We start from the raw sequence: 18,920 nt of genomic DNA on the forward strand, positions 1-18,920 counted from the left end.
ACTGATGAAAAAAATCACGAGTGTGTGCCCTTACTGCGGCGCAGGTTGCAAAATGAAGCTGGTTGTCGATAACGGTAAAATTATTCGTGCCGAAGCCGCTGATGGTAAAACCAACCAGAACGAACTGTGTCTGAAAGGCTATTACGGCTGGGACTTCCTGAACGATACCAAGCTGCTGACACCGCGCTTAACGCAGCCCATGATCCGCTATGAAAAGGGCGGCAAACTCACTCCTGTGAGCTGGGATGAGGCGATTCGCTATACCGCGAAACGTCTTGGCGATATAAAAGCCAAATTTGGGCCGCGCGCCATTATGACCACCGGGTCATCGCGCGGTACCGGCAATGAAACCAACTATGTGATGCAGAAATTTGCTCGCGGCGTGCTGCATACCAACAACGTCGACTGCTGTGCCCGTGTCTGTCACGGCCCATCGGTTGCCGGATTGCAGGACGTACTGGGCAACGGCGCAATGAGCAACAGCATCGGCGATATCGAAAACTCGCGTTGCCTGCTGGTGTTTGGCTACAACTGTGCGGACTCGCACCCGATTGTGGCGCGCCGCGTGATTAAGGCCAAAGACAAAGGCGCTAAAATTATTGTCTGCGATCCGCGTCGTATTGAAACCGCGCGTATTGCCGACCAGCATCTCCAGATGCGTAACGGCAGCAATATGGCGCTGGTGAATGCTTTCGCCCACGTATTGCTTGAAGAAAATCTGTATGACAAAGAATACGTGGCACGCTTCACCACCGGGCTGGATGCGCTGCGCGAAGTGGTAAAAGACTACTCGCCGGAAGCGGTAGAAACGCTGACCGGTGTTCCGGCGCAGCAGGTTCGCCAGGCCATGCGCACCTATGCCGCCGCGCCGTCTGCCACCATTATGTGGGGCATGGGCGTCACGCAGTTCGGCCAGGCCGTAGATGTGGTGAAAGGGCTGGCGAGTCTGGCGCTGTTGACCGGTAATCTCGGTCGCGAAAACGTCGGCGTTGGCCCGGTGCGTGGGCAAAATAACGTGCAGGGCGCGTGCGATATGGGCGTGCTGCCTAATCAATTCCCGGGCTACCAGGATGTGGTTGATGCCGCCGTGCGCGAGAAATTCGCCAAAGCCTGGGGTATCGACGCCAGCCTGATGGACGACAAAGTCGGCGTGCGCATTACCGAAGTGCCGCATCTGGCGATGGAAGGGAAGGTGAAAGCCTACTACATCATGGGCGAAGATCCGCTGCAAACCGAGGCTGACTTAGGCCTGGTGCGTAAAGGATTTGAAGCGCTTGATTTCGTGGTGGTGCAGGACATCTTTATGACCAAAACCGCTGAGCAAGCCGATGTGCTGCTGCCCGCCACCTCGTGGGGCGAACACGGCGGCGTCTTTACCTGCGCCGACCGTGGCTTCCAGCGTTTTGAAAAAGCCATTGAGCCAACCTATAACGTTAAGCGCGACTGGGAAATTATCAGCCTGCTCGCAAGCGAAATGGGTTACCCGATGCACTACGAAAATAACCAGCAAATCTGGGACGAAATGCGCGAGCTGTGCCCGCTGTTCTACGGCGTCACCTATGAAAAAATGGGTGAAATGGGCCACGTACAATGGCCGTGCCCGACGCTCGATCATCCCGGCACGCAATATTTGTACGAAGGCAGCCAGTTCGATACGCCGGATGGTAAAGGGCATCTGTTCGCGGCCCCGTGGCGCGCGCCTGCTGAAACGCCGGATGCCGATTTCCCACTGGTGCTGTGTACCGTGCGTGAAGTTGGGCACTACTCGTGCCGCTCAATGACCGGTAACTGTGCGGCGCTACAATCGCTGGCCGATGAACCCGGTTTTGTACAGATTAACCCGACGGATGCGCAGCTGCTGAATATTCGGGACAAGCAACTGGTGTGGGTCTCTTCGCGTCGCGGCAAGGTGATTAGCCGCGCCAGCATTAGTGAGCGTATCAACCACGGCAGCGTGTACATGACCTACCAATGGTGGGTCGGCGCCTGTAATGAACTGACTCAAGACAACCTCGACCCTATCTCCAAAACGCCGGAAACTAAGTACTGCGCGGTGAAGGTTGAGGCCATTGCTGATCAGAACTGGGCAGAAAACTATGCGCTGGAAAGCTATCAGTCGATGAAAACGCGTCTGAAAGTCGCTGCAATCGGGTAATGAGAATGAGCGCAAACGGCGTACAGATCCGCATCTGCGGCAAAGTTCAGGGGGTGGGATTTCGGCCCTTTGTCTGGCAACTGGCCCAGCAGCGAGGCTGTATGGGCGATGTCTGTAACGACAGCGCTGGAGTATTGCTGCGTTTGTACGGCGATGAAGTGGACTTTATCGCCGCGCTGTACCAGCACTGTCCGCCGCTTGCGCGCATTGATAGCACCCACGTCGAGCCATTTGACTGGCCGACTATTCCTGTTGATTTTGTGATTCGCGAGAGCGGCGCCGGGGCGATGAGTACGCAAATTGTCCCGGATGCGGCGACCTGCCCGGCCTGTCTCGCGGAGATGAACGATCCCACTGAGCGGCGCTACCGCTATCCGTTTATCAATTGTACCCACTGCGGGCCGCGCTTCACCATTATTCACGCCATGCCGTATGACCGACCGTTTACGGTGATGGCAGCATTTCCGCTGTGCTCGCGCTGCGAGGCCGAGTACCGCAATCCTTACGACCGGCGCTTTCATGCCCAACCGGTGGCCTGCGCCGAGTGCGGCCCGTGGCTGACGTGGCATGAAGGTGAGCAACGTCTGGAAAAAGAGGCGGCGCTTCAGGGCGCTGTTGCCATGCTGAAAGCTGGCGGCATTGTGGCGGTGAAAGGGATTGGCGGTTTCCATCTGGCCTGTGACGCCGGGAACCCGCAAGCAGTGGCACGACTGCGCGCACGTAAACATCGTCCGGCTAAACCGCTGGCGGTGATGTTATCCGATGCTGATGCACTGCCGATGGATGCCCGCTCATTGCTGCAAACGCCTGCCGCACCCATTGTGCTGGTGGATAAAACGCGTGTCGCTGGCGTGTGCGATGACATTGCTCCCGCGTTGGCTGAAGTCGGGGTGATGCTACCCGCCAATCCGCTACAGCATTTGCTGATGCAGGCGATGACTCGCCCGCTGGTGATGACCTCCGGCAATCTCAGCGGCAAACCGCCAGCGTTAACCAACGACCAGGCGTTGGCGGATCTGGCAGAGATTGCCGACGGTTTCCTGCTGCATAACCGCGATATCGTCCAGCGTATGGATGACTCGGTGGTACGCCAGAGTGGCGAAATGCTGCGCCGCTCCCGAGGCTATGTCCCGGACGCGCTATCGCTGCCGCCGGGCTTTTGCGATGTGGTACCGACGCTGTGTCTTGGCGCCGATATGAAAAATACGTTCAGCCTGGTACGCGGTGACCAGGTGGTCGTCAGCCAGCACTTTGGCGATCTCACTGACGATGGCGTTGAAAATCAGTGGCAGCAGGCGCTTGGTTTGATGCAGTCGATTTACGGCTTTGCTCCGCAGGCGGTGGTGGCGGATGTTCATGACGGCTACCGCGCGTCGCAATGGGCAATGCAAAGCGGTCTGCCCATCCAGCGGGTGCTGCATCACCACGCGCATATTGCGGCTTGCCTTGCGGAACACGACTGGCCGCGTGACGGCGGTGATGTTATCGCGATGGCGCTGGATGGTATCGGAATGGGCGAGCAGGGCGCGCTGTGGGGCGGCGAGTGTCTGCGCGTCAGCTACCATGGCTGTGAACATCTTGGCGGCTTACCTGCGGTGGCGCTGCCGGGCGGCGATCTGGCGGCGCATCAACCGTGGCGCAATCTGCTGGCGCAGTGTCTGGCATATGTGCCGGACTGGCAGGATTTTGCCGAAACTCAAGGGGTACAGCGGCACAACTGGCCGCTGCTGGCGCAAGCGGTTTACCGTGGGCTAAATAGTCCGCTGGCCTCTTCCTGTGGGCGACTGTTTGACGCAGTGGCCTACGCTGTCGGCTGCGCACCGGATGCGCTGAGCTACGAAGGGGAGGCCGCTTGCCGACTTGAAGCGCTGGCAGCAACCTGCAACGGCGTGGCCCATCCGGTCACAATGCCGGTGGTGGACAATCAGCTTGACCTTGCCAGCTTCTGGGCGAGTTGGCTGCGCTGGCAGGCCACGCCCGCCGAAAAAGCGTGGGCGTTCCACGATGTTCTGGCAAAGGGTGTGGCGACATTAATGCGCCATCATGCCGTCATGGTCGGGATAACCACGCTGGCGTTTGGTGGTGGCGTGCTACACAACGGCCTGCTACGCGCGCGCCTTAGCCACTATTTATCCGATTTCACTTTGCTCTTTCCAAAGCGTTTGCCCGCAGGTGATGGTGCTATTTCCTACGGGCAGGCGGTGATTGCTGCCGCTCGCGCTCAGATTTAAGGGGTTCTCATGTTGTTAAATGTGCTTCGTCAGCAGCCACGTGCGTCGCTGTTGGTGCTGGTTTTGCTGTTGGCCAATCTCCTGGCCTGGGGCTGGGCGTGGCAGGCGTTTGGTCATAACGGTGCGTTGATGGCTGCCAGCCTGCTGGCGTGGGGTTATGGCCTGCGTCACGCGGTCGACGCTGACCATATTGCGGCGATTGATAATGTTACCCGCAAAATGATGCAGCAGGGCAAGCGGCCCTTTGGCGTGGGCGCGTGGTTCTCGCTGGGGCACTCGTCGATTGTGGTGCTGGCGTCGGTGGCGATTGCCGCCACGGCAACGGCGTTCCAGAGCAAGATGAGCTGGTTCCACGACACCGGCAGTATTATCGGCACAGCCGTCTCGGCGGTGTTCCTGTTGGCGATGGCGCTGGTGAATCTGCTCATTCTGCGTAGCGTATGGCGCAGTTTTCAGGCGTTAAAAAAAGGTGAGTCCGTTTCCGCTGACGTGCCGGTGACCGGCGGGGTGATGAACGCGCTGTTCAGTCGCACATTCCGCCTGATCGGCAAAAGCTGGCACATGTACCTGGTCGGTTTCCTGTTTGGTCTCGGGTTTGACACTGCCACGGAAATTGGTGTGTTGGGGATCTCAGCTGCCAGCGCCTCCAGCGGGATGTCGATGTGGTCGATTATGGTGTTCCCGGCGCTGTTTGCCAGCGGCATGGCGTTGGTGGATACACTGGATAATATTCTGATGGTGGGGGCCTACGGCTGGGCTTTCAATAAACCGCAGCGCAAGCTTTATTACAACATGACCATTACCGGTGCCTCGGTCGTGGTGGCGCTGTTTATCGGCGGGCTGGAAGCGCTGGGGCTGATTATGGATAAGTTCGACCTGACCGGTGGCCTGTGGAGCGACGTGGCGCTGCTCAGTGATAATCTTGGCAACGCGGGTTTTGTGGTGATTGGGTTGTTTGCGCTGTGCTGGCTGGTGTCGATGGTGAACTACCGCTGGCGAAATTATGATGCGCTGGTGGTGCGTTAAGATTTGAGCCGTTCCCGGCGGCGCTGCGCTTGGCCGGGCTACATTCGGCCTGTAGCCCGGCCAAGCGCAGCGCCGCCGGGGAAACGCCGGGCGCAAAAACAAAAAAAAGCCCCGGGGCAGCGGGGCAAACAACAATGAGACTTCACGCTTCCTTGCGCTTTGGGGTAAATCAAACAGTGGACAGAGACTCGACTTCTTAACTCACAAGCGATTTCAACAAACCAAAGGCTTCTTTCATTCGCTCTTCACTCACCACGAACGCCCGTAACTGCTGGCCTTCGTCGTAACCTTGCGCCAGCATGCCGTCAGCGCGCGTTTCAATCGTCCAGTTCAGATCCTGACGGCGCGTTTCACCCGCTAAGTGCAGCGGCAGATCCGGTGTTTTCACCTTCACCAGCATGTTTGGCAGTTTCAGCTCGCCAGACTGGCCGAGTAAATTCTTCGCCAGACACATTGCGCTCATCAAAATCGGTTGCAGGAATGGCATCACCGTTCCATTGATCTCCGCGCAGTCGCCCAGCGCATAAATATCCGGGTTACTGGTTTGCAGCGTGCTATCGACTTTCACGCCGCGATTGATCTCCAGACCCGCCATGCGAGCCAGCGCCGTTTCTGGACGCAGGCCGGTTGCCGCAACCACGGCATCGACTTCAACGTGGCGATTGCGATCAAAGCTTGCGCGAATACCGGTGGCGGTTTGCTCTAACGACTGCAACTGGCTTTTCAGCAGTAAATGAATCCCCATATCGGTCAGACGATGTTGCAAACGGCTGCTTACTTCTGGCGGCATCAATGACGCCAGAATGCTGGCGGAGTTATCGACGACGGTGACCGCTTTGTCTGCGCGACAGAAATCCATCGCCAGTTCGCTGCCAATCAAACCACCGCCGATAATCAATACGCGTCTGGCATCACGCAGCGTACTCTGTGCGGCACCGAACTCCTGCTGGCTGTTGAGGGTCAGCATCAGCTCTTTGCCCGCAACCGGCGGGATGATGGCCGCCGCACCCGTTGCCAGAACCAGTTTGTCGTACTGCCATTCGTGATTCTGACTTTTTACCACATGGGCTGCGGCATCGATGCCGGTGACCCAGGTTTGTGGGAACAGGTTCAGGTTATATTGCTCTGCGAACTCGCCTGCGGTTTGCAAAGTGAGGTCGGCGGCGGTTTGCCCCCGGCTCACTACGTGGCTTAAGTCCGGCTTGTTATATTCGTCGATACTGTCGGCGGCGATGAGCGTCAGTTTGACGCTCGCATCCTGTTTACGAATATTTTTTACCAGCTGGCGGGCGGCGAAGCCCGAGCCGATAATCACGATGCCATGATTCATTTTGCCTCCGTCGCCATCACGTCAAAGACATCTTTACCTAATGAACATTCCGGGCACAGGAAGTTATCCGGGACTTCGCTCCACGGTGTACCTGGCTGAACGTCCTGGTTTGGTTCGCCTTTTGCCGGGTCGTAAACCCACTGGCACACGCTGCACTGCATGCTTGGGCCAAGGTCGGCGGCAGTGGCAGCGGCGCAAGCACAGGCTTCTTTCACCGCGTCTGCTTTTGCCGTGGCTTCTGGCAGTGGCGCTAATGCCCATTGGCGCGCAATTTCACGGCCGTGCTGACGGCAAACTTCCAGCGCATCAACGTCAGGACGCCATTTGGCTTTCAGGCTCAGTGACATTTCAAGGCCGGCATCCTGTAAGCGAGTGGACAGACGGTCTACCGCGCCGCCGCTCCAGCCGTGGGAACCAAAGGCGCTGGCACGCTTGTTACGAAAACGCAGACCGGTAATCTCTTCAACCAGACCGGCAATTTTCGGCATCATCACGTTGTTCATGGTGGATGTCCCAACCAGTACCCCTTTAGAGCGGAAGACGTTGGTCAGAATTTCATTTTTATCGCTGCGGGCCACGTTAAAGATTTTCACCGCTACGTTCGGGTCAACTTCGTTGATACCCTGCGCAATCGCATCCGCCATCATGCGGGTGTTGTTGGACATGGTGTCGTAGAAGATAGTGATGCGGTCTTCCTGATAATCTGCCGCCCATTTCAGGTACAGCTCAACGATTTGCGTTGGGTTTTCACGCCATACCACACCGTGAGAGGTGGCAATCATGTCGACCGGCAGGTTGAAGCCGAGGATCTCGGTGATTTTTGGCGTCACCAGGCGGCTGAACGGGGTCAGGATGTTGGCGTAGTAACGTTGGCACTGTTCGAACAGTTCGGTCTGGTCAACTTCGTCGTTGAACAGGCGTTCGTCACAGTAGTGCTGGCCGAAGGCGTCGTTACTGAACAGCACCGCGTCGCCGGTCATATAAGTCATCATGCTGTCTGGCCAGTGCAGCATTGGGGTTTCAACGAAGATCAGCTGTTTGCCATTACCGATGTCCAGGGCGTCACCGGTTTTCACTACGTGGAAGTTCCACTCTGGGTGGTGGTGGTGACCGTTGATGGAGTCAATGGCGTTGGCGGTGCAGTAAATTGGGGTGTCCGGAATCTGTGACATCAGCTCGGTCAGCGCACCCGCATGGTCTTCTTCAGCGTGGTTGATGATGATGTAATCGATATCAGCCAGATCGATTTCGCTGCGCAGGTTCTGCACGAATTCGCGGCTGAATTTATGGTCGACGGTATCGATCAGAACGTTTTTTTCTTCACGGATAAGGTAGCTGTTGTAGCTGCTGCCACGCAGCGTTTTGTATTCGGTCCCGTGAAAATCACGAACTTCCCAGTCACGTTGGCCAACCCAATGAATGTTATTTTTAACCAGAATAGACATAGCAACCTCAATAATTAATTCAGCATTTTTCAAAAAAGATGTTTTGTTTATTGCAGGTAGCGTGCCAACTTTTTATCTAATTGATTTATATGAATTAATTGTTTTATGCCACTTTGGTGTTAGTCAAAATGACTATACTTAATATTGTCAATATGACATCATGCATTGTCAAAATGACTGTGAGGTAGCCATGAGCTTTTCGGTGGACGTCCTGGCGGGTATCGCCATTGAATTACAACGGGGGGTCGGCCATCAGGACCGATTTCAGCGTTTAATCACCACGCTGCGCCAGGTACTGGATTGCGACGCCTCGGCACTATTGCGTTATGACGCGAGGCAGTTTATTCCGCTGGCGATTGATGGGCTGGCAAAAGATGTGCTCGGCAGGCGCTTTACGCTGGAAGGGCATCCGCGTCTGGAGGCTATTGCCCGCGCGGGTGACGTCGTTCGTTTTCCTGCCGATAGCTCTTTGCCTGACCCGTATGATGGTCTGATCCCCGGTCAGGAAAGCCTGAAAGTCCACGCCTGTATTGGTTTGCCGCTGTTCGCCGGACAAAACCTGATTGGTGCGCTGACGCTGGATGCTATGTCGCCGGATCAGTTCGATGTCTTCAGTAATGAAGAGTTGCGGTTGATTGCCGCGCTGGCGGCAGGGGCGCTTAGTAATGCACTGCTGATTGAACAACTGGAAAGCCAGAATATGCTTCCCGGCTCGGCAACCGACTTCGAACAGGTCAAAGAGACGCAGATGATCGGCCTGTCGCCGGGCATTATGCAGTTGAAAAAAGAGATTGAGATTGTTGCGGCCTCTGACCTCAATGTGCTGATTAGCGGTGAAACCGGCACCGGGAAAGAGTTGGTGGCGAAGGCGATTCACGAAGGTTCACCACGGGCGGTGAGCCCGCTGGTCTATTTAAACTGCGCCGCGCTGCCGGAAAGTGTGGCCGAGAGCGAGCTGTTTGGGCACGTAAAAGGGGCGTTTACCGGGGCTATCAGCAACCGCAGCGGTAAATTTGAAATGGCCGATAACGGAACGCTGTTCCTTGATGAAATCGGCGAGTTGTCGCTGGCGTTGCAGGCCAAACTGCTGCGTGTGCTGCAATACGGTGATATTCAACGTGTCGGTGATGACCGCAGTTTGCGTGTTGACGTACGCGTGCTGGCAGCCACCAACCGTGACCTGCGCGAAGAGGTTCTGGCAGGCAATTTCCGCGCCGATTTATTCCATCGCCTGAGTGTGTTCCCGCTTTCGGTGCCGCCGTTGCGTGAACGTGGCGATGACGTGGTACTGCTGGCGGGCTATTTCTGCGAACAGTGTCGTTTACGTTTGGGGTTATCCCGTGTGGTGCTGAGCGCAGGAGCACGAACGCATCTGCAAAGCTATGGTTGGCCGGGGAATGTCCGTGAGCTGGAACATGCGGTGCATCGTGCGGTGGTGCTAGCACGGGCGACCCGCAGCAGCGGTGAAGTGGTGCTTGAAGTGCAGCATTTTGCGTTTCAGGAAGGGGGGGCGAGCACGGTAATGACTGAAGCGCCGTTGCCGATTGCCACGGTAAACAATCTGCGCGATGCCACCGAGCATTTCCAACGAGAGATGATCCGCAATGCGCTGGAGACACATCAGCACAACTGGGCGGCTAGCGCACGAGCGCTTGAGACAGACGTCGCCAACCTGCATCGGCTGGCGAAGCGTCTGGGTCTGAAGGATTAAAGGATCCCGGCCTGGTAGAAGTTTTGCAGATTTATTGCGCCGACCAGACGGTTATTGCCATCGACTACCGGAGCGGCGCTGATTTTCAGCTTCATCAACTGTTCTTTGGCGTCAATGGCGCGTGCCTGGTCATTGAGCGTTACGCCGCCCTGGGTCATGGCTGCGGTAACGTTATCGGCAAGCGTGCCGCCGCTAACCAGCCAGCGACGCAGGTCGCCGTCGGTAAAGATCCCCTGTACCTGAGACTGGTCGTCGCAGACGGCGACCATCCCCATCCCGGTGCGGCTAAGTTCTAGCATCGCGTCCATAACGCTTGTATGAATGGTCACTTGCGGGGTCTCATTTCCCTGACGCATCAGATGGTGTACGCGATTTAACAAGCGTGCACCAAGCGCTCCAGCCGGATGTGAACGAGCAAAATCTTCTTCGTTAAAACCACGCGCCTGCATGACGGCAATCGCCAGCGCGTCGCCCATCATCAGCGTATTAACGGTGCTGGAGGTGGGCGCCAGATGCATTGGGCAAGCTTCACGCTCAACGCCGATATCCAGTACCGCATCGGCCGCCAGCGCCAGCGGTGAGTTGGCTTTACCGGTCATTGCCAGCAGCACGACGGATTTTTCTTTGAGACGAGGGATAATGTGGTCGAGCTCTTTCGCGCCACCGGAGTAAGAGATGAACAGCATAACGTCACGGCTTTCGACCATGCCTAAGTCACCGTGCAGCGCTTCTGCCGGGTGAACAAAGAAGGCCGGGGTGCCGGTACTGGCGAGCGTCGCGGCAATTTTTTTGCCGATATGACCTGATTTCCCCATACCGGAGACAATCACTTTGCCTTCGCAGTTGATAACGGTTCTGGCAGCACGGATAAAATCATCGCCCAGGCGTTCTGGCAGACGGCTTGCTTCCTGTAGTTCGAGCATTAATGTCTGACGGCCCGCGTTCAGTAGTGCATCACTCATTACTTTCTCCGGTTATGATAACGGTAATCCCTTTTTCTTCCAGTGCCTGACGAAACGCCGGATCGATACCTGAGTCGGTAATCAGTTTGTCGACGCTTTCCAGACTGCACACAACATTGGGGCTTTTACGCCCGAATTTTGACGAGTCCGCCATCAGAATGACTTCGCGTGCGGCGTTGCACATCGCTTTGCTGACGGTGTAGACCTCATTAAAGGTGGTCACCCCGGCATTAAGATCAATACCGTCGGTTCCCATAAAGAGTTTATCAAAGCTGAACTGCTCGAAAGCGTTTTCCGCGAGCTGACCGTGAAACGACGCAGATTTTTTGCGGAAGGTACCGCCGGGCATCAGGATCGTTTGCTCGTTGTCCAGCTCCGAAAGGGCATTAACAATGTGCAGGCTGTTGGTCATCAAGGTGATATTGCGAAAGCGCGCCAGCATCGGCACCATTTGTAAGACGGTGCTCCCGGCGTCAAGGATGATGGAATCGCCATCGTGAATGAATTGCACCGCGGCTTCGGCAATGCGCTCTTTTTTATTGGTGTTGATGAGCGTCTTGTGATCGATGGGCGGGTCGGATTCCTCTTTGTTCAGTACCACGCCGCCGTAAGTACGAATGACCGTTCCGGCATCTTCAAGAATGACCAGGTCTTTGCGAATGGTGGTGCCTGTGGTGTCGAAGTGCTGTGCCAGTTCTTCAACCGAGCATTTTCCCTGCTTTTGCAGGTGCTCTACAATGGCGGCCTGACGCTGACGAGGTTTCATAGGTGCAATTACCCTGAATTAAATTATCGAAATGATAACTTCGCAAGCTCATAGCATTCACAACGAAATTACCCATGTTTCAGTTTAAGCGCTAATGATAGTGCATTCTTCGACAGGGGATCATGGGGAAAGATCACATCCGGCTGTAATTCATCAATATATTTTCCTTTTATTGCGTCAATTTTCATTGGTTTAGCGAATACGGTAAGACCTTTCATAAATAAAGTATCGACAACGCACTGCTGCTCGTTGAGCACAATGGCGATGACAACGCGCGGTTTAAAACGTCCGCTGGAGCGGCCCACGCCAACGCGACCCTGCTGGCAGAGCTTATCGAAGGCGCGGTTAAAGCGATAAATTTGCCAACCCCCGAGTACGAGTTGTGTACACCAGGCGATAGCGGCAACGGTAATAAGCGCTGAGATCATATTGAAGCTCCTGGGTGTCGGATGACGGCGGCACCGTATTCGGCCTACACGAATGTAGATGCCACCCCCACCCGACATTGTGCTGTTAGAACATCACCTGCCCGCCGGTGACGTTAATCGACTGGCCGGTGCAGTAGGCCGCTTTTGTACTGGCGTAGAACATCAGCATATTCAGCACATCCTGATAATCACAGCCCCGTTTGAGCGGCACTTTATCGACGTAGTATTGCTCTACTTCGTGCGGCTCGAGACCAAGCTTGGCGGCGTATTGTGGCAGTAGCGACTGGAACATAGGTGATTTCAGCAGGTTGCCGAGCATCAGTGAATGGACCGTAATTCCGTATTCCGCCAGATCCAGTGCCAGCGACTGGGTTAACCCCACGCCGCCAAACTTCGCGGCGCTATAACCGGAGTTGTGTTTGCTGCCCACTTTGCCAGATTTTGAATTGATCTGAATAATGCGGCCTTCAATGCCATCGCGGATCATCAGGCGAGAAAATTCGCGTGCGCAGAGGAAGTAGCCCACCAGATTCACCTGCAGTGAACGGTCAAAATCACCCAGTTGGAAATCACTAATAAACGCAGCTTTGGCGATGCCGGCGCTATAGACCAGTAGATCGACGCGACCAAAGATTTCATCGACGCCACGTGACAGCGCCAACACACTGTCTTCGCTGGTCGCGTCGGCACCAAAGCCGTACGCTTTACCTTCACCAAATTCAGCGTTGATCTCCTGCGCAACATTCGCGGCTTTATCACTCTGGATATCGACAATAGCGACGCGGTACCCTTCAGCGGCAAGCCCACGGCAGAGGAACGCCCCGAGGGTCTGCCCTCCACCAATGACAACGGCAACCTGATTCATTTTTTCTCTCCTTAAATTTAAGCTACAAACTTCAAAATACAGCCCGGCGCGATGTCGTCCGGTGCAGGCCCCGCAATGTGTACGGTGCCCGGAAATTTCGCTTCGCTCATACCGTCGAAGCACAGTGTGATATGTCCCAGAGCCCGCAGATTTTGTTCAGCTACGCTGCCAACAGCGGTGACCGGATAGCGGTGCTCACCTAGCTCAAACTGCACGCCGGGTTGCAACGTACCGTTAAGCTCGCCGTGGCAGTGAATGAAGCAAAACTCTTCGATATCGGCGGGTGCTCCTTCACTAAAGGTGATGAGCATCTGGTCGCAGAGTGCATCAGGTGCGCTCTGGCCTATTCGGGTGATGGTGGTCTGATAAATCACGCTCATAATGGATCCCTTATTGATAAATGAAGCCGGAAACAAACCAGGCGATAAGGACGGTTGGCGCACCGGTCAGGAAACGGCTGACCAGCACGGAAGGGACGCCGACGCGAACGGTATCCTGACGGGCTTCCGCCAGCGATAAACCAACCGGGATAAAGTCACAGGCGGCCTGTGCGTTAATCGCAAATAGGGCCGGTAACGCCAGATGCGGCGGGATGTTACCCAGACCAATCTGGACGCCAATCAACACGCCAATGACTTGTGCAATAACCGCACCGGGGCCGAGGAAGGGTGACAGCAGCGGGAAAGAGCAGATCAGCGCCAGCGTGACTAACCCGAGTGGGTGGCTGGCAAGGGGAGCCAGACCGTGGGCAATCCAGTCACCGAGGCCGGAAGCCATGATGATGCCGATAAGCGCTGAGACAAATGCCATAAATGGCAGGATGGTTTTCAGCACCGTGTCGATGGTGTCCCGACCGGCCTGAAACAGCACCGCCACGGCAGAGCCCATACCCATACCGACTTTGGCGAGTAGGCCATCGCTCTGTTCAGTTATCTTTTTACTGGTGTCGTAATCACGCCCGGCGGCTGGCGCAGGCGGGGAGGCGATGGTCTCTGATGCGTCGCCTACCACGCTGATATTGTCTTCCCTCACGCCAGAGACATAGATATCCTCCAGGATATATTGCGCCAGCGGGCCGGATTTTCCGGTGGCATGGATATTGATGGTGGGAATACGGCGCTTGGGGTAAATGCCGCAGCGCAGTGTGCCGCCGCAGTCAATGATCGCAATACCGATCTCCGCTTCAGGTGGCTCACCTTCTTTAAAACCATCTACCGCCTGCCAGCCAGTTAACTGCGCCAGTTTGTCGACAATCGCCGGACGCGTACCTGCGGTGATGTAGACGATTTTTTTGCCCGGGGTAGCGTCTAATTCCAGCGGGCCGCCCCAGCCACCGGTGCCTTTCTCAATACGAATACGCATCATGATGCTGCTCCTGCCAGACGGACTTTCTGTTCAAGTTGGATACCCATTTTCTTCTCGAAAATGGCGGTCGTGAGATCGGTGACCCAACCCCGGAAGAAGTTTGTCACTAACCCAAGCAGCAGGTAGCTGACCGCAAGCGGGCCGAGCGGGAGCCCCAGCGTTGTCAGGCCATTGGCAATCCCCAGATAGACAAACAGTTCACCGGGGTTGATGTGTGGAAATAGTCCGTTCATGGAGTGGCAGCTATACGATGCCGCCGCGTAATAGCTCGGTTTGTATTTCTCCGGCATAAAGCGGCCCAGACTTAAGGTCATGGGGTTACAAAACACAAATGTGCCAATACAAGGCAACAGCAGGTAGCGGGACACTGGGTTGCCTGCACAGCGTTGGGCGAAATGTTCAATACGGTGCTGACCGATAAAATTTATCAGCGCATTCATGATGACCAGCAGACTAATCAGCAGCGGAAGAATGCCGGTCACCATGCCGGTGAACACCTCTCCGCCTTTCTGGAACAGCCCGATGAACCACTCAGCACCATGTGTAATGGTTTCGATCATTGTTCTCTCCTGTAGGGAATTCTCGTTATCTTGCCAAAAGGTGAATCATTTTAATCAGATCGAAAGGTTTGAAAGTGTTATTTTGGTCGCAAAATGAAAGATAAATATTTTAAATTGAAAGTTTTTACGAGGAAGGCCGCAAAGAGAGATGAAAAAGCGATGGGTAATGAGAAATTCTGCGAGCGAGCACGACAACCGCTTCCTTGTGTAGCGGCGGATGCTTTACCATATTTAACTCTTGCTGATATTGTTAAACGGAAGTCTCATGTTGAAGCGTCGTGTACTGACTTTACTCCCTTTGTGTGTCCTGCTTGCTGCCTGTAGCAGCAAGCCTAAAACGGCTGAATCACCGGCAACCACCTCCGGCGGTTTTCTCCTTGAACCCCAGCACAATGCGTTGATTCCAACCGGTGATTTTGCCAACAACCCGGCGGCGGAGCAGTTCATCGACAAGATGGTCAGCAAGCACGGGTTTGACCGTCAGCAACTGCACGACATTCTTTCACAGGCCAAACGACTGGATTACGTCTTGCGCCTGATGGACAGGCAAGCTCCGACAGGCCAGCCGCCAGCTGGCCCGAACGGCGCCTGGTTACGTTATCGCAAACAGTTTATTACCCCGGATAACGTGCAAAATGGCGTCGCGTTCTGGAATCAATATCAGGATGCCCTTCAGCGCGCACAGATGGTTTATGGCGTGCCGCCGGAAATCATCGTCGGCATCATTGGTGTGGAAACTCGCTGGGGCCGGGTGATGGGTAAAACCCGTATTCTGGATGCGCTGGCGACGCTTTCCTTTAATTATCCACGCCGCGCCGCGTATTTCTCCGGTGAGCTTGAGACTTTCTTGCTGATGGCGCGCGACGAAAAAGACGATCCGCTGGATCTGAAAGGTTCGTTTGCCGGTGCGATGGGCTATGGGCAGTTTATGCCGTCATCTTATAGGCAATATGCGGTTGATTTTAATGGCGATGGTCACATCAACCTGTGGGATCCGGAAGATGCTATCGGCAGCGTGGCTAACTACTTTAAACAGCACGGCTGGGTGAGCGGCGACACGGTTGCAGTGCAGGCGATGGGCCAGGCTCCTGGGCTGGATAACGGATTCAAAACCAAATACAGCGTTTCGCAACTGGCGGCGGCAGGATTAACGCCGATGCAGCCGTTGGGGAACCATCAGCAGGTCAGCCTGTTGCGTTTGGACGTGGGGACCGGATACCAATACTGGTACGGCCTGCCGAACTTCTACACCATCACTCGTTACAACCACAGCACCCACTATGCGATGGCCGTCTGGCAGCTGGGGCTGGCGGTGTCTCAGGCTCGAGTGCAGTAATCCTTTCCTTCGACTCCTCTTCAGCCGAAGGGGAGTCAGTTACATTTTGCATCATTTCCTGCCGTTTACATCTTCTCTCTAATCTCATATTGTTATGTTATAACATTTTATTGTGAGGTGGGGATGTTCACTCCTGTTTTTATGGCTTCCAGTATGGCCAGGGTTATTTTGGCCTGCTCGTTGCTGGTAGCACTGTGGCTGGCGGTTTGGTGGGCGGTATCGCTGCCATGATTGAACTCGACAATCTGGTTGCGGGCTATGAGGGAATAGCGATTACGCCAGCCCTGAGCGGTGTGATCCACAAAGGCAGCATGACGGCGATTATTGGCCTGAACGGCTGCGGTAAATCGACGCTGTTAAAGACGTTAGCGGGGTTTATTCCGCCGGTGAGCGGCGTAGTCCGCTGGATGCCGACGCGTCCGGTTGTTGGCTGGCTGGCACAGCGTCATGCGCTGGAGTCACAGTTTCCACTTACGGTACTGGACGTTGTTAGCCAGGGGGCCTGGCCACAGGTGTCGCTGCTACGCGGTCTGCGTGGTGACGTCCGGGAACGCATTCATGCTGCTCTGGAAAGCGTTGGGCTGGCAGCGCTTGCGAAAGCGCCAATTGAAGGGCTTTCCGGCGGCCAGTTTCAACGCATGCTTTTTGCACGTGTGCTGGTTCAGCAGGCACCGTTGGTGATGCTTGATGAACCGTTTACGGGTATCGACGAAGCGACCAGTCATGACCTCATGATGGTCATTCAGCAGATGCATCGGCAGGGGCAAACTGTACTGGCGGTACTGCATGACAATCAACGCGTCGCGGAGTATTTCCCCGAAACCCTGCTACTGGGGCCGCAGAATGCCTGCTGGGGGCGCACCACGGATGTTTTACCGGCCTTTCAATCCGCGAGGCTGGCATGATCTGGCACACCTTCTTCCAACCATTTATTGAATTTGGCTTTATGCGCCGCGCGCTGGTGGTGTGTCTGGCTTTGTCGCTGAGCACCACCGTTCTCGGGGTCTTCTTGCTATTACGTCGCATGAGTCTGATGGGCGATGCGTTATCTCACGCCATCTTACCGGGCGTAGCCGTGGGCTATCTGGTGAGCGGAATGTCGCTGTTGGCGATGACTGTCGGTGGGTTTATCGCCGGGATTATAGTGGCGCTGGTGGCGGGCTGGGTCAGCCGACGTACGCCACTCAAAGAGGACGCCAGTTTTGCCGGTTTCTATCTGGGATCGCTGGCGTTAGGGGTCACGCTAGTCTCGTTGCGAGGTTCAAATGTCGATCTATTGCATCTGTTATTTGGTTCGATTCTGGCCGTGGATAACGATGCGGCGCTATTTGTGACCGGCGTTGCCAGCCTGACGCTTATCTGCATTGCGCTATTTTACCGCGGATTAGTCAGTGAGGCGTTTGACAGCGCCTGGCTTCAGGTGAACGCCCGTTGGGTTCCGGGGTTGTTGCACGGCCTATTTTTGGCGCTACTGGTGCTTAATCTGGTGGCGGGATTTCAGGTGTTAGGCACGCTGATGGCGGTGGGCGTGATGATGTTGCCCGCTGTGGCGGCACGCTGCTGGGCGCGCACGTTACCCACAATATTACTTCTGGCGGCGGTGATAGGCAGCGTCTGCGCATGGATGGGGCTCAGCCTGTCATGGGGGGCTAACCTACCGGCGGGGCCATCGATTGTCCTGACTGCCAGCGGCGTCTTTTTGGTTTCGGTTTTTTTTGGCACGCATAGCCGGTTAACCGTCGGCTTGCGAAAATTTATGGGATGAGGGGAAATGATGAAGAAACGTATTGGCGTGATTTTGGCACTGGCGCTGGGGCTTACCACGCAAGTCGTGGCGGCAAAAACGCTAAATGTCGTCAGCAGCTTTTCAGTGCTTGGTGATATGGTACAGCAGATCGGCGGTGAGCATGTGCATGTCGATACCCTGGTTGGCCCGGATGGTGATCCGCATACGTTTGAGCCATCCCCTAAAGATAGCGCCTTGCTCAGCAAGGCCGATGTCGTGGTGGTGAATGGTCTGGGGCTGGAGGGCTGGCTCGACAGACTTATCACGGCGTCGGGGTTTAAAGGTGAGCTGGTGGTGGCATCGACGGGCGTGAAGACACATACGCTAGATGAGGATGGTAAAACGGTAACCGATCCCCATGCCTGGAATAGCGCAGCAAACGGTGCGCTGTATGCGCAAAATATTCTCAATGGGCTGGTGAAGGCCGATCCTGAAGATAGCGTGGCGCTAAAGGCATCAGGCGAGCGCTACATCAGTCAGCTTAATGAAGTCGACCGTTGGGCGAAAAAGCAGTTCAGCGGTATTGCGCAGGCTAAACGTAAAGTGCTGACTAGCCACGATGCATTTGGCTATTTCTCAAGAGCTTACGGAGTGACGTTCCTGGCTCCTCAGGGGCTGTCATCTGAAAGCGAGGCCAGCGCGGCGCAGGTGGCGGCGCTGATTACCCAAATTAAGGCCGATGGCGTACACACCTGGTTTATGGAGAATCAGCTCGACCCGCGTTTGGTGAAGCAAATTGCCACGGCGACCGGCTCTCAGCCTGGCGGTGAACTGTACCCAGAAGCACTGTCAAAACCGGGCGGTGTCGCAGACAGTTATGTGAAGATGCTCCGTCATAATGTGACGCTGATTGCGGCAAGCATGCGTTAGCCAGTAACCGGCCTTCAGGGCCGGTTTTTCTCTCTTTTGCGCTGCTCGTTATATCAGGCGGCTATTCCAAAACGTGAATTTTGT

General features: G+C 55.5%; 17 protein-coding genes. 8 read left to right on the top strand and 9 right to left on the bottom strand.

Going from position 1 to position 18,920, the window contains the following annotated elements:
• Positions 1-4: 4 nt before the first annotated feature.
• The 3 genes from fdhF to U0026_RS05420 are packed head-to-tail and all read left to right on the top strand — an operon-like array spanning position 5 to position 5,412.
• On the top strand, positions 5-2,155 hold the full coding sequence (fdhF, locus tag U0026_RS05410; RefSeq protein ID WP_062775336.1) for a formate dehydrogenase subunit alpha: 2,151 nt from the start codon (positions 5-7) through the stop codon (positions 2,153-2,155).
• Complete coding sequence (gene hypF, locus U0026_RS05415) at positions 2,155-4,386, top strand: carbamoyltransferase HypF (protein WP_373859528.1); 2,232 nt, start codon at positions 2,155-2,157, stop codon at positions 4,384-4,386. Before fdhF ends, hypF begins: the two co-directional genes overlap by 1 nt.
• A gap of 9 nt (positions 4,387-4,395) precedes the next feature.
• A complete protein-coding gene (locus U0026_RS05420) occupies positions 4,396-5,412 on the top strand; it encodes a HoxN/HupN/NixA family nickel/cobalt transporter (RefSeq protein WP_062775330.1) in 1,017 nt (338 codons plus the stop codon).
• A 196-nt stretch (positions 5,413-5,608) separates the two neighbouring features.
• On the opposite strand, the gene norW is transcribed toward U0026_RS05420, so the two are convergent.
• The gene (gene norW, locus U0026_RS05425) at positions 5,609-6,742 is read right to left on the bottom strand and encodes an NADH:flavorubredoxin reductase NorW (protein WP_062775328.1); all 1,134 of its coding nucleotides are present in this window, start codon (positions 6,740-6,742) and stop codon (positions 5,609-5,611) included.
• Positions 6,739-8,187 (bottom strand): anaerobic nitric oxide reductase flavorubredoxin, encoded by a 1,449-nt coding sequence (norV, locus tag U0026_RS05430; RefSeq protein WP_062775324.1) that lies wholly within the window; start codon positions 8,185-8,187, stop codon positions 6,739-6,741. The genes norW and norV overlap by 4 nt, the downstream gene beginning before the upstream one ends.
• A 190-nt stretch (positions 8,188-8,377) precedes the next feature.
• On the opposite strand from norV, the gene norR reads away from it, so the two are divergent.
• Positions 8,378-9,898, top strand: a complete 1,521-nt coding sequence (gene norR / locus U0026_RS05435; protein WP_062775321.1) for a nitric oxide reductase transcriptional regulator NorR — start codon at positions 8,378-8,380, stop codon at positions 9,896-9,898.
• Here norR and gutQ read toward each other — a convergent pair.
• The 7 genes from gutQ to srlA form a co-directional block, all read right to left on the bottom strand.
• Positions 9,895-10,860: an arabinose-5-phosphate isomerase GutQ gene (gene gutQ / locus U0026_RS05440; RefSeq protein WP_062775318.1), complete on the bottom strand. Its 966-nt coding sequence runs from the start codon at positions 10,858-10,860 to the stop codon at positions 9,895-9,897. The two genes, norR and gutQ, sit on opposite strands and share 4 nt — an antisense overlap.
• Positions 10,853-11,626 carry a glucitol operon DNA-binding transcriptional repressor SrlR gene (gene srlR / locus U0026_RS05445; RefSeq protein ID WP_062775316.1) on the bottom strand — a complete coding sequence of 258 codons (774 nt, stop codon included), beginning with the start codon at positions 11,624-11,626 and terminating at the stop codon, positions 10,853-10,855. Before srlR ends, gutQ begins: the two co-directional genes overlap by 8 nt.
• Before the next feature lie 68 nt (positions 11,627-11,694).
• Complete coding sequence (gene gutM / locus U0026_RS05450) at positions 11,695-12,054, bottom strand: transcriptional regulator GutM (protein ID WP_062775313.1); 360 nt, start codon at positions 12,052-12,054, stop codon at positions 11,695-11,697.
• A gap of 85 nt (positions 12,055-12,139) precedes the next feature.
• Positions 12,140-12,919, bottom strand: coding sequence for a sorbitol-6-phosphate dehydrogenase (gene srlD / locus U0026_RS05455; protein ID WP_062775307.1), 780 nt, complete (start codon positions 12,917-12,919; stop codon positions 12,140-12,142).
• A gap of 17 nt (positions 12,920-12,936) precedes the next feature.
• Positions 12,937-13,299: a PTS glucitol/sorbitol transporter subunit IIA gene (gene srlB, locus U0026_RS05460; protein ID WP_062775304.1), complete on the bottom strand. Its 363-nt coding sequence runs from the start codon at positions 13,297-13,299 to the stop codon at positions 12,937-12,939.
• Between the two features lie 10 nt (positions 13,300-13,309).
• Positions 13,310-14,284 carry a PTS glucitol/sorbitol transporter subunit IIB gene (srlE, locus tag U0026_RS05465; protein WP_062775302.1) on the bottom strand — a complete coding sequence of 325 codons (975 nt, stop codon included), beginning with the start codon at positions 14,282-14,284 and terminating at the stop codon, positions 13,310-13,312.
• A complete protein-coding gene (srlA, locus tag U0026_RS05470; protein WP_062775299.1) occupies positions 14,281-14,844 on the bottom strand; it encodes a PTS glucitol/sorbitol transporter subunit IIC in 564 nt (187 codons plus the stop codon). The genes srlE and srlA overlap by 4 nt, the downstream gene beginning before the upstream one ends.
• 265 nt (positions 14,845-15,109) lie before the next feature.
• Between srlA and mltB the strand changes: the two genes are divergently transcribed.
• The 4 genes from mltB (at position 15,110) to U0026_RS05490 (ending at position 18,836) form a co-directional block, all read left to right on the top strand.
• Positions 15,110-16,180: a lytic murein transglycosylase B gene (gene mltB, locus U0026_RS05475; protein WP_062775296.1), complete on the top strand. Its 1,071-nt coding sequence runs from the start codon at positions 15,110-15,112 to the stop codon at positions 16,178-16,180.
• Between the two features lie 194 nt (positions 16,181-16,374).
• Entirely contained in the window at positions 16,375-17,085 is a 711-nt protein-coding gene (locus U0026_RS05480; protein ID WP_164717434.1) for a metal ABC transporter ATP-binding protein, read from the top strand.
• Positions 17,082-17,945 (top strand): metal ABC transporter permease, encoded by an 864-nt coding sequence (locus U0026_RS05485; protein ID WP_062775294.1) that lies wholly within the window; start codon positions 17,082-17,084, stop codon positions 17,943-17,945. Before U0026_RS05480 ends, U0026_RS05485 begins: the two co-directional genes overlap by 4 nt.
• Positions 17,946-17,954: 9 nt before the next feature.
• Complete coding sequence (locus U0026_RS05490) at positions 17,955-18,836, top strand: metal ABC transporter substrate-binding protein (protein ID WP_062775291.1); 882 nt, start codon at positions 17,955-17,957, stop codon at positions 18,834-18,836.
• Positions 18,837-18,920: the final 84 nt, after the last annotated feature.

Origin of the sequence: Kluyvera intermedia (assembly GCF_034424175.1) — a bacterium.
GTDB classification, from domain to species: domain Bacteria; phylum Pseudomonadota; class Gammaproteobacteria; order Enterobacterales; family Enterobacteriaceae; genus Kluyvera; species Kluyvera intermedia.

What these genes read in the sequence shown, in the direction of transcription:
- srlB (WP_062775304.1), bottom strand. Translation starts at nt 13,299, where the DNA reads ATGAGCGTGATTTATCAGACCACCATCACCCGAATAGGCCAGAGCGCA.
- gutM (WP_062775313.1), bottom strand. Translation starts at nt 12,054, where the DNA reads ATGATCTCAGCGCTTATTACCGTTGCCGCTATCGCCTGGTGTACACAA.
- hypF (WP_373859528.1), top strand. Translation starts at nt 2,155, where the DNA reads ATGAGAATGAGCGCAAACGGCGTACAGATCCGCATCTGCGGCAAAGTT.
- U0026_RS05420 (WP_062775330.1), top strand. Translation starts at nt 4,396, where the DNA reads ATGTTGTTAAATGTGCTTCGTCAGCAGCCACGTGCGTCGCTGTTGGTG.
- norV (WP_062775324.1), bottom strand. Translation starts at nt 8,187, where the DNA reads ATGTCTATTCTGGTTAAAAATAACATTCATTGGGTTGGCCAACGTGAC.
- U0026_RS05490 (WP_062775291.1), top strand. Translation starts at nt 17,955, where the DNA reads ATGAAGAAACGTATTGGCGTGATTTTGGCACTGGCGCTGGGGCTTACC.
- norW (WP_062775328.1), bottom strand. Translation starts at nt 6,742, where the DNA reads ATGAATCATGGCATCGTGATTATCGGCTCGGGCTTCGCCGCCCGCCAG.
- U0026_RS05485 (WP_062775294.1), top strand. Translation starts at nt 17,082, where the DNA reads ATGATCTGGCACACCTTCTTCCAACCATTTATTGAATTTGGCTTTATG.
- srlA (WP_062775299.1), bottom strand. Translation starts at nt 14,844, where the DNA reads ATGATCGAAACCATTACACATGGTGCTGAGTGGTTCATCGGGCTGTTC.
- fdhF (WP_062775336.1), top strand. Translation starts at nt 5, where the DNA reads ATGAAAAAAATCACGAGTGTGTGCCCTTACTGCGGCGCAGGTTGCAAA.
- mltB (WP_062775296.1), top strand. Translation starts at nt 15,110, where the DNA reads ATGTTGAAGCGTCGTGTACTGACTTTACTCCCTTTGTGTGTCCTGCTT.
- norR (WP_062775321.1), top strand. Translation starts at nt 8,378, where the DNA reads ATGAGCTTTTCGGTGGACGTCCTGGCGGGTATCGCCATTGAATTACAA.
- srlE (WP_062775302.1), bottom strand. Translation starts at nt 14,284, where the DNA reads ATGATGCGTATTCGTATTGAGAAAGGCACCGGTGGCTGGGGCGGCCCG.
- gutQ (WP_062775318.1), bottom strand. Translation starts at nt 10,860, where the DNA reads ATGAGTGATGCACTACTGAACGCGGGCCGTCAGACATTAATGCTCGAA.
- srlD (WP_062775307.1), bottom strand. Translation starts at nt 12,919, where the DNA reads ATGAATCAGGTTGCCGTTGTCATTGGTGGAGGGCAGACCCTCGGGGCG.
- srlR (WP_062775316.1), bottom strand. Translation starts at nt 11,626, where the DNA reads ATGAAACCTCGTCAGCGTCAGGCCGCCATTGTAGAGCACCTGCAAAAG.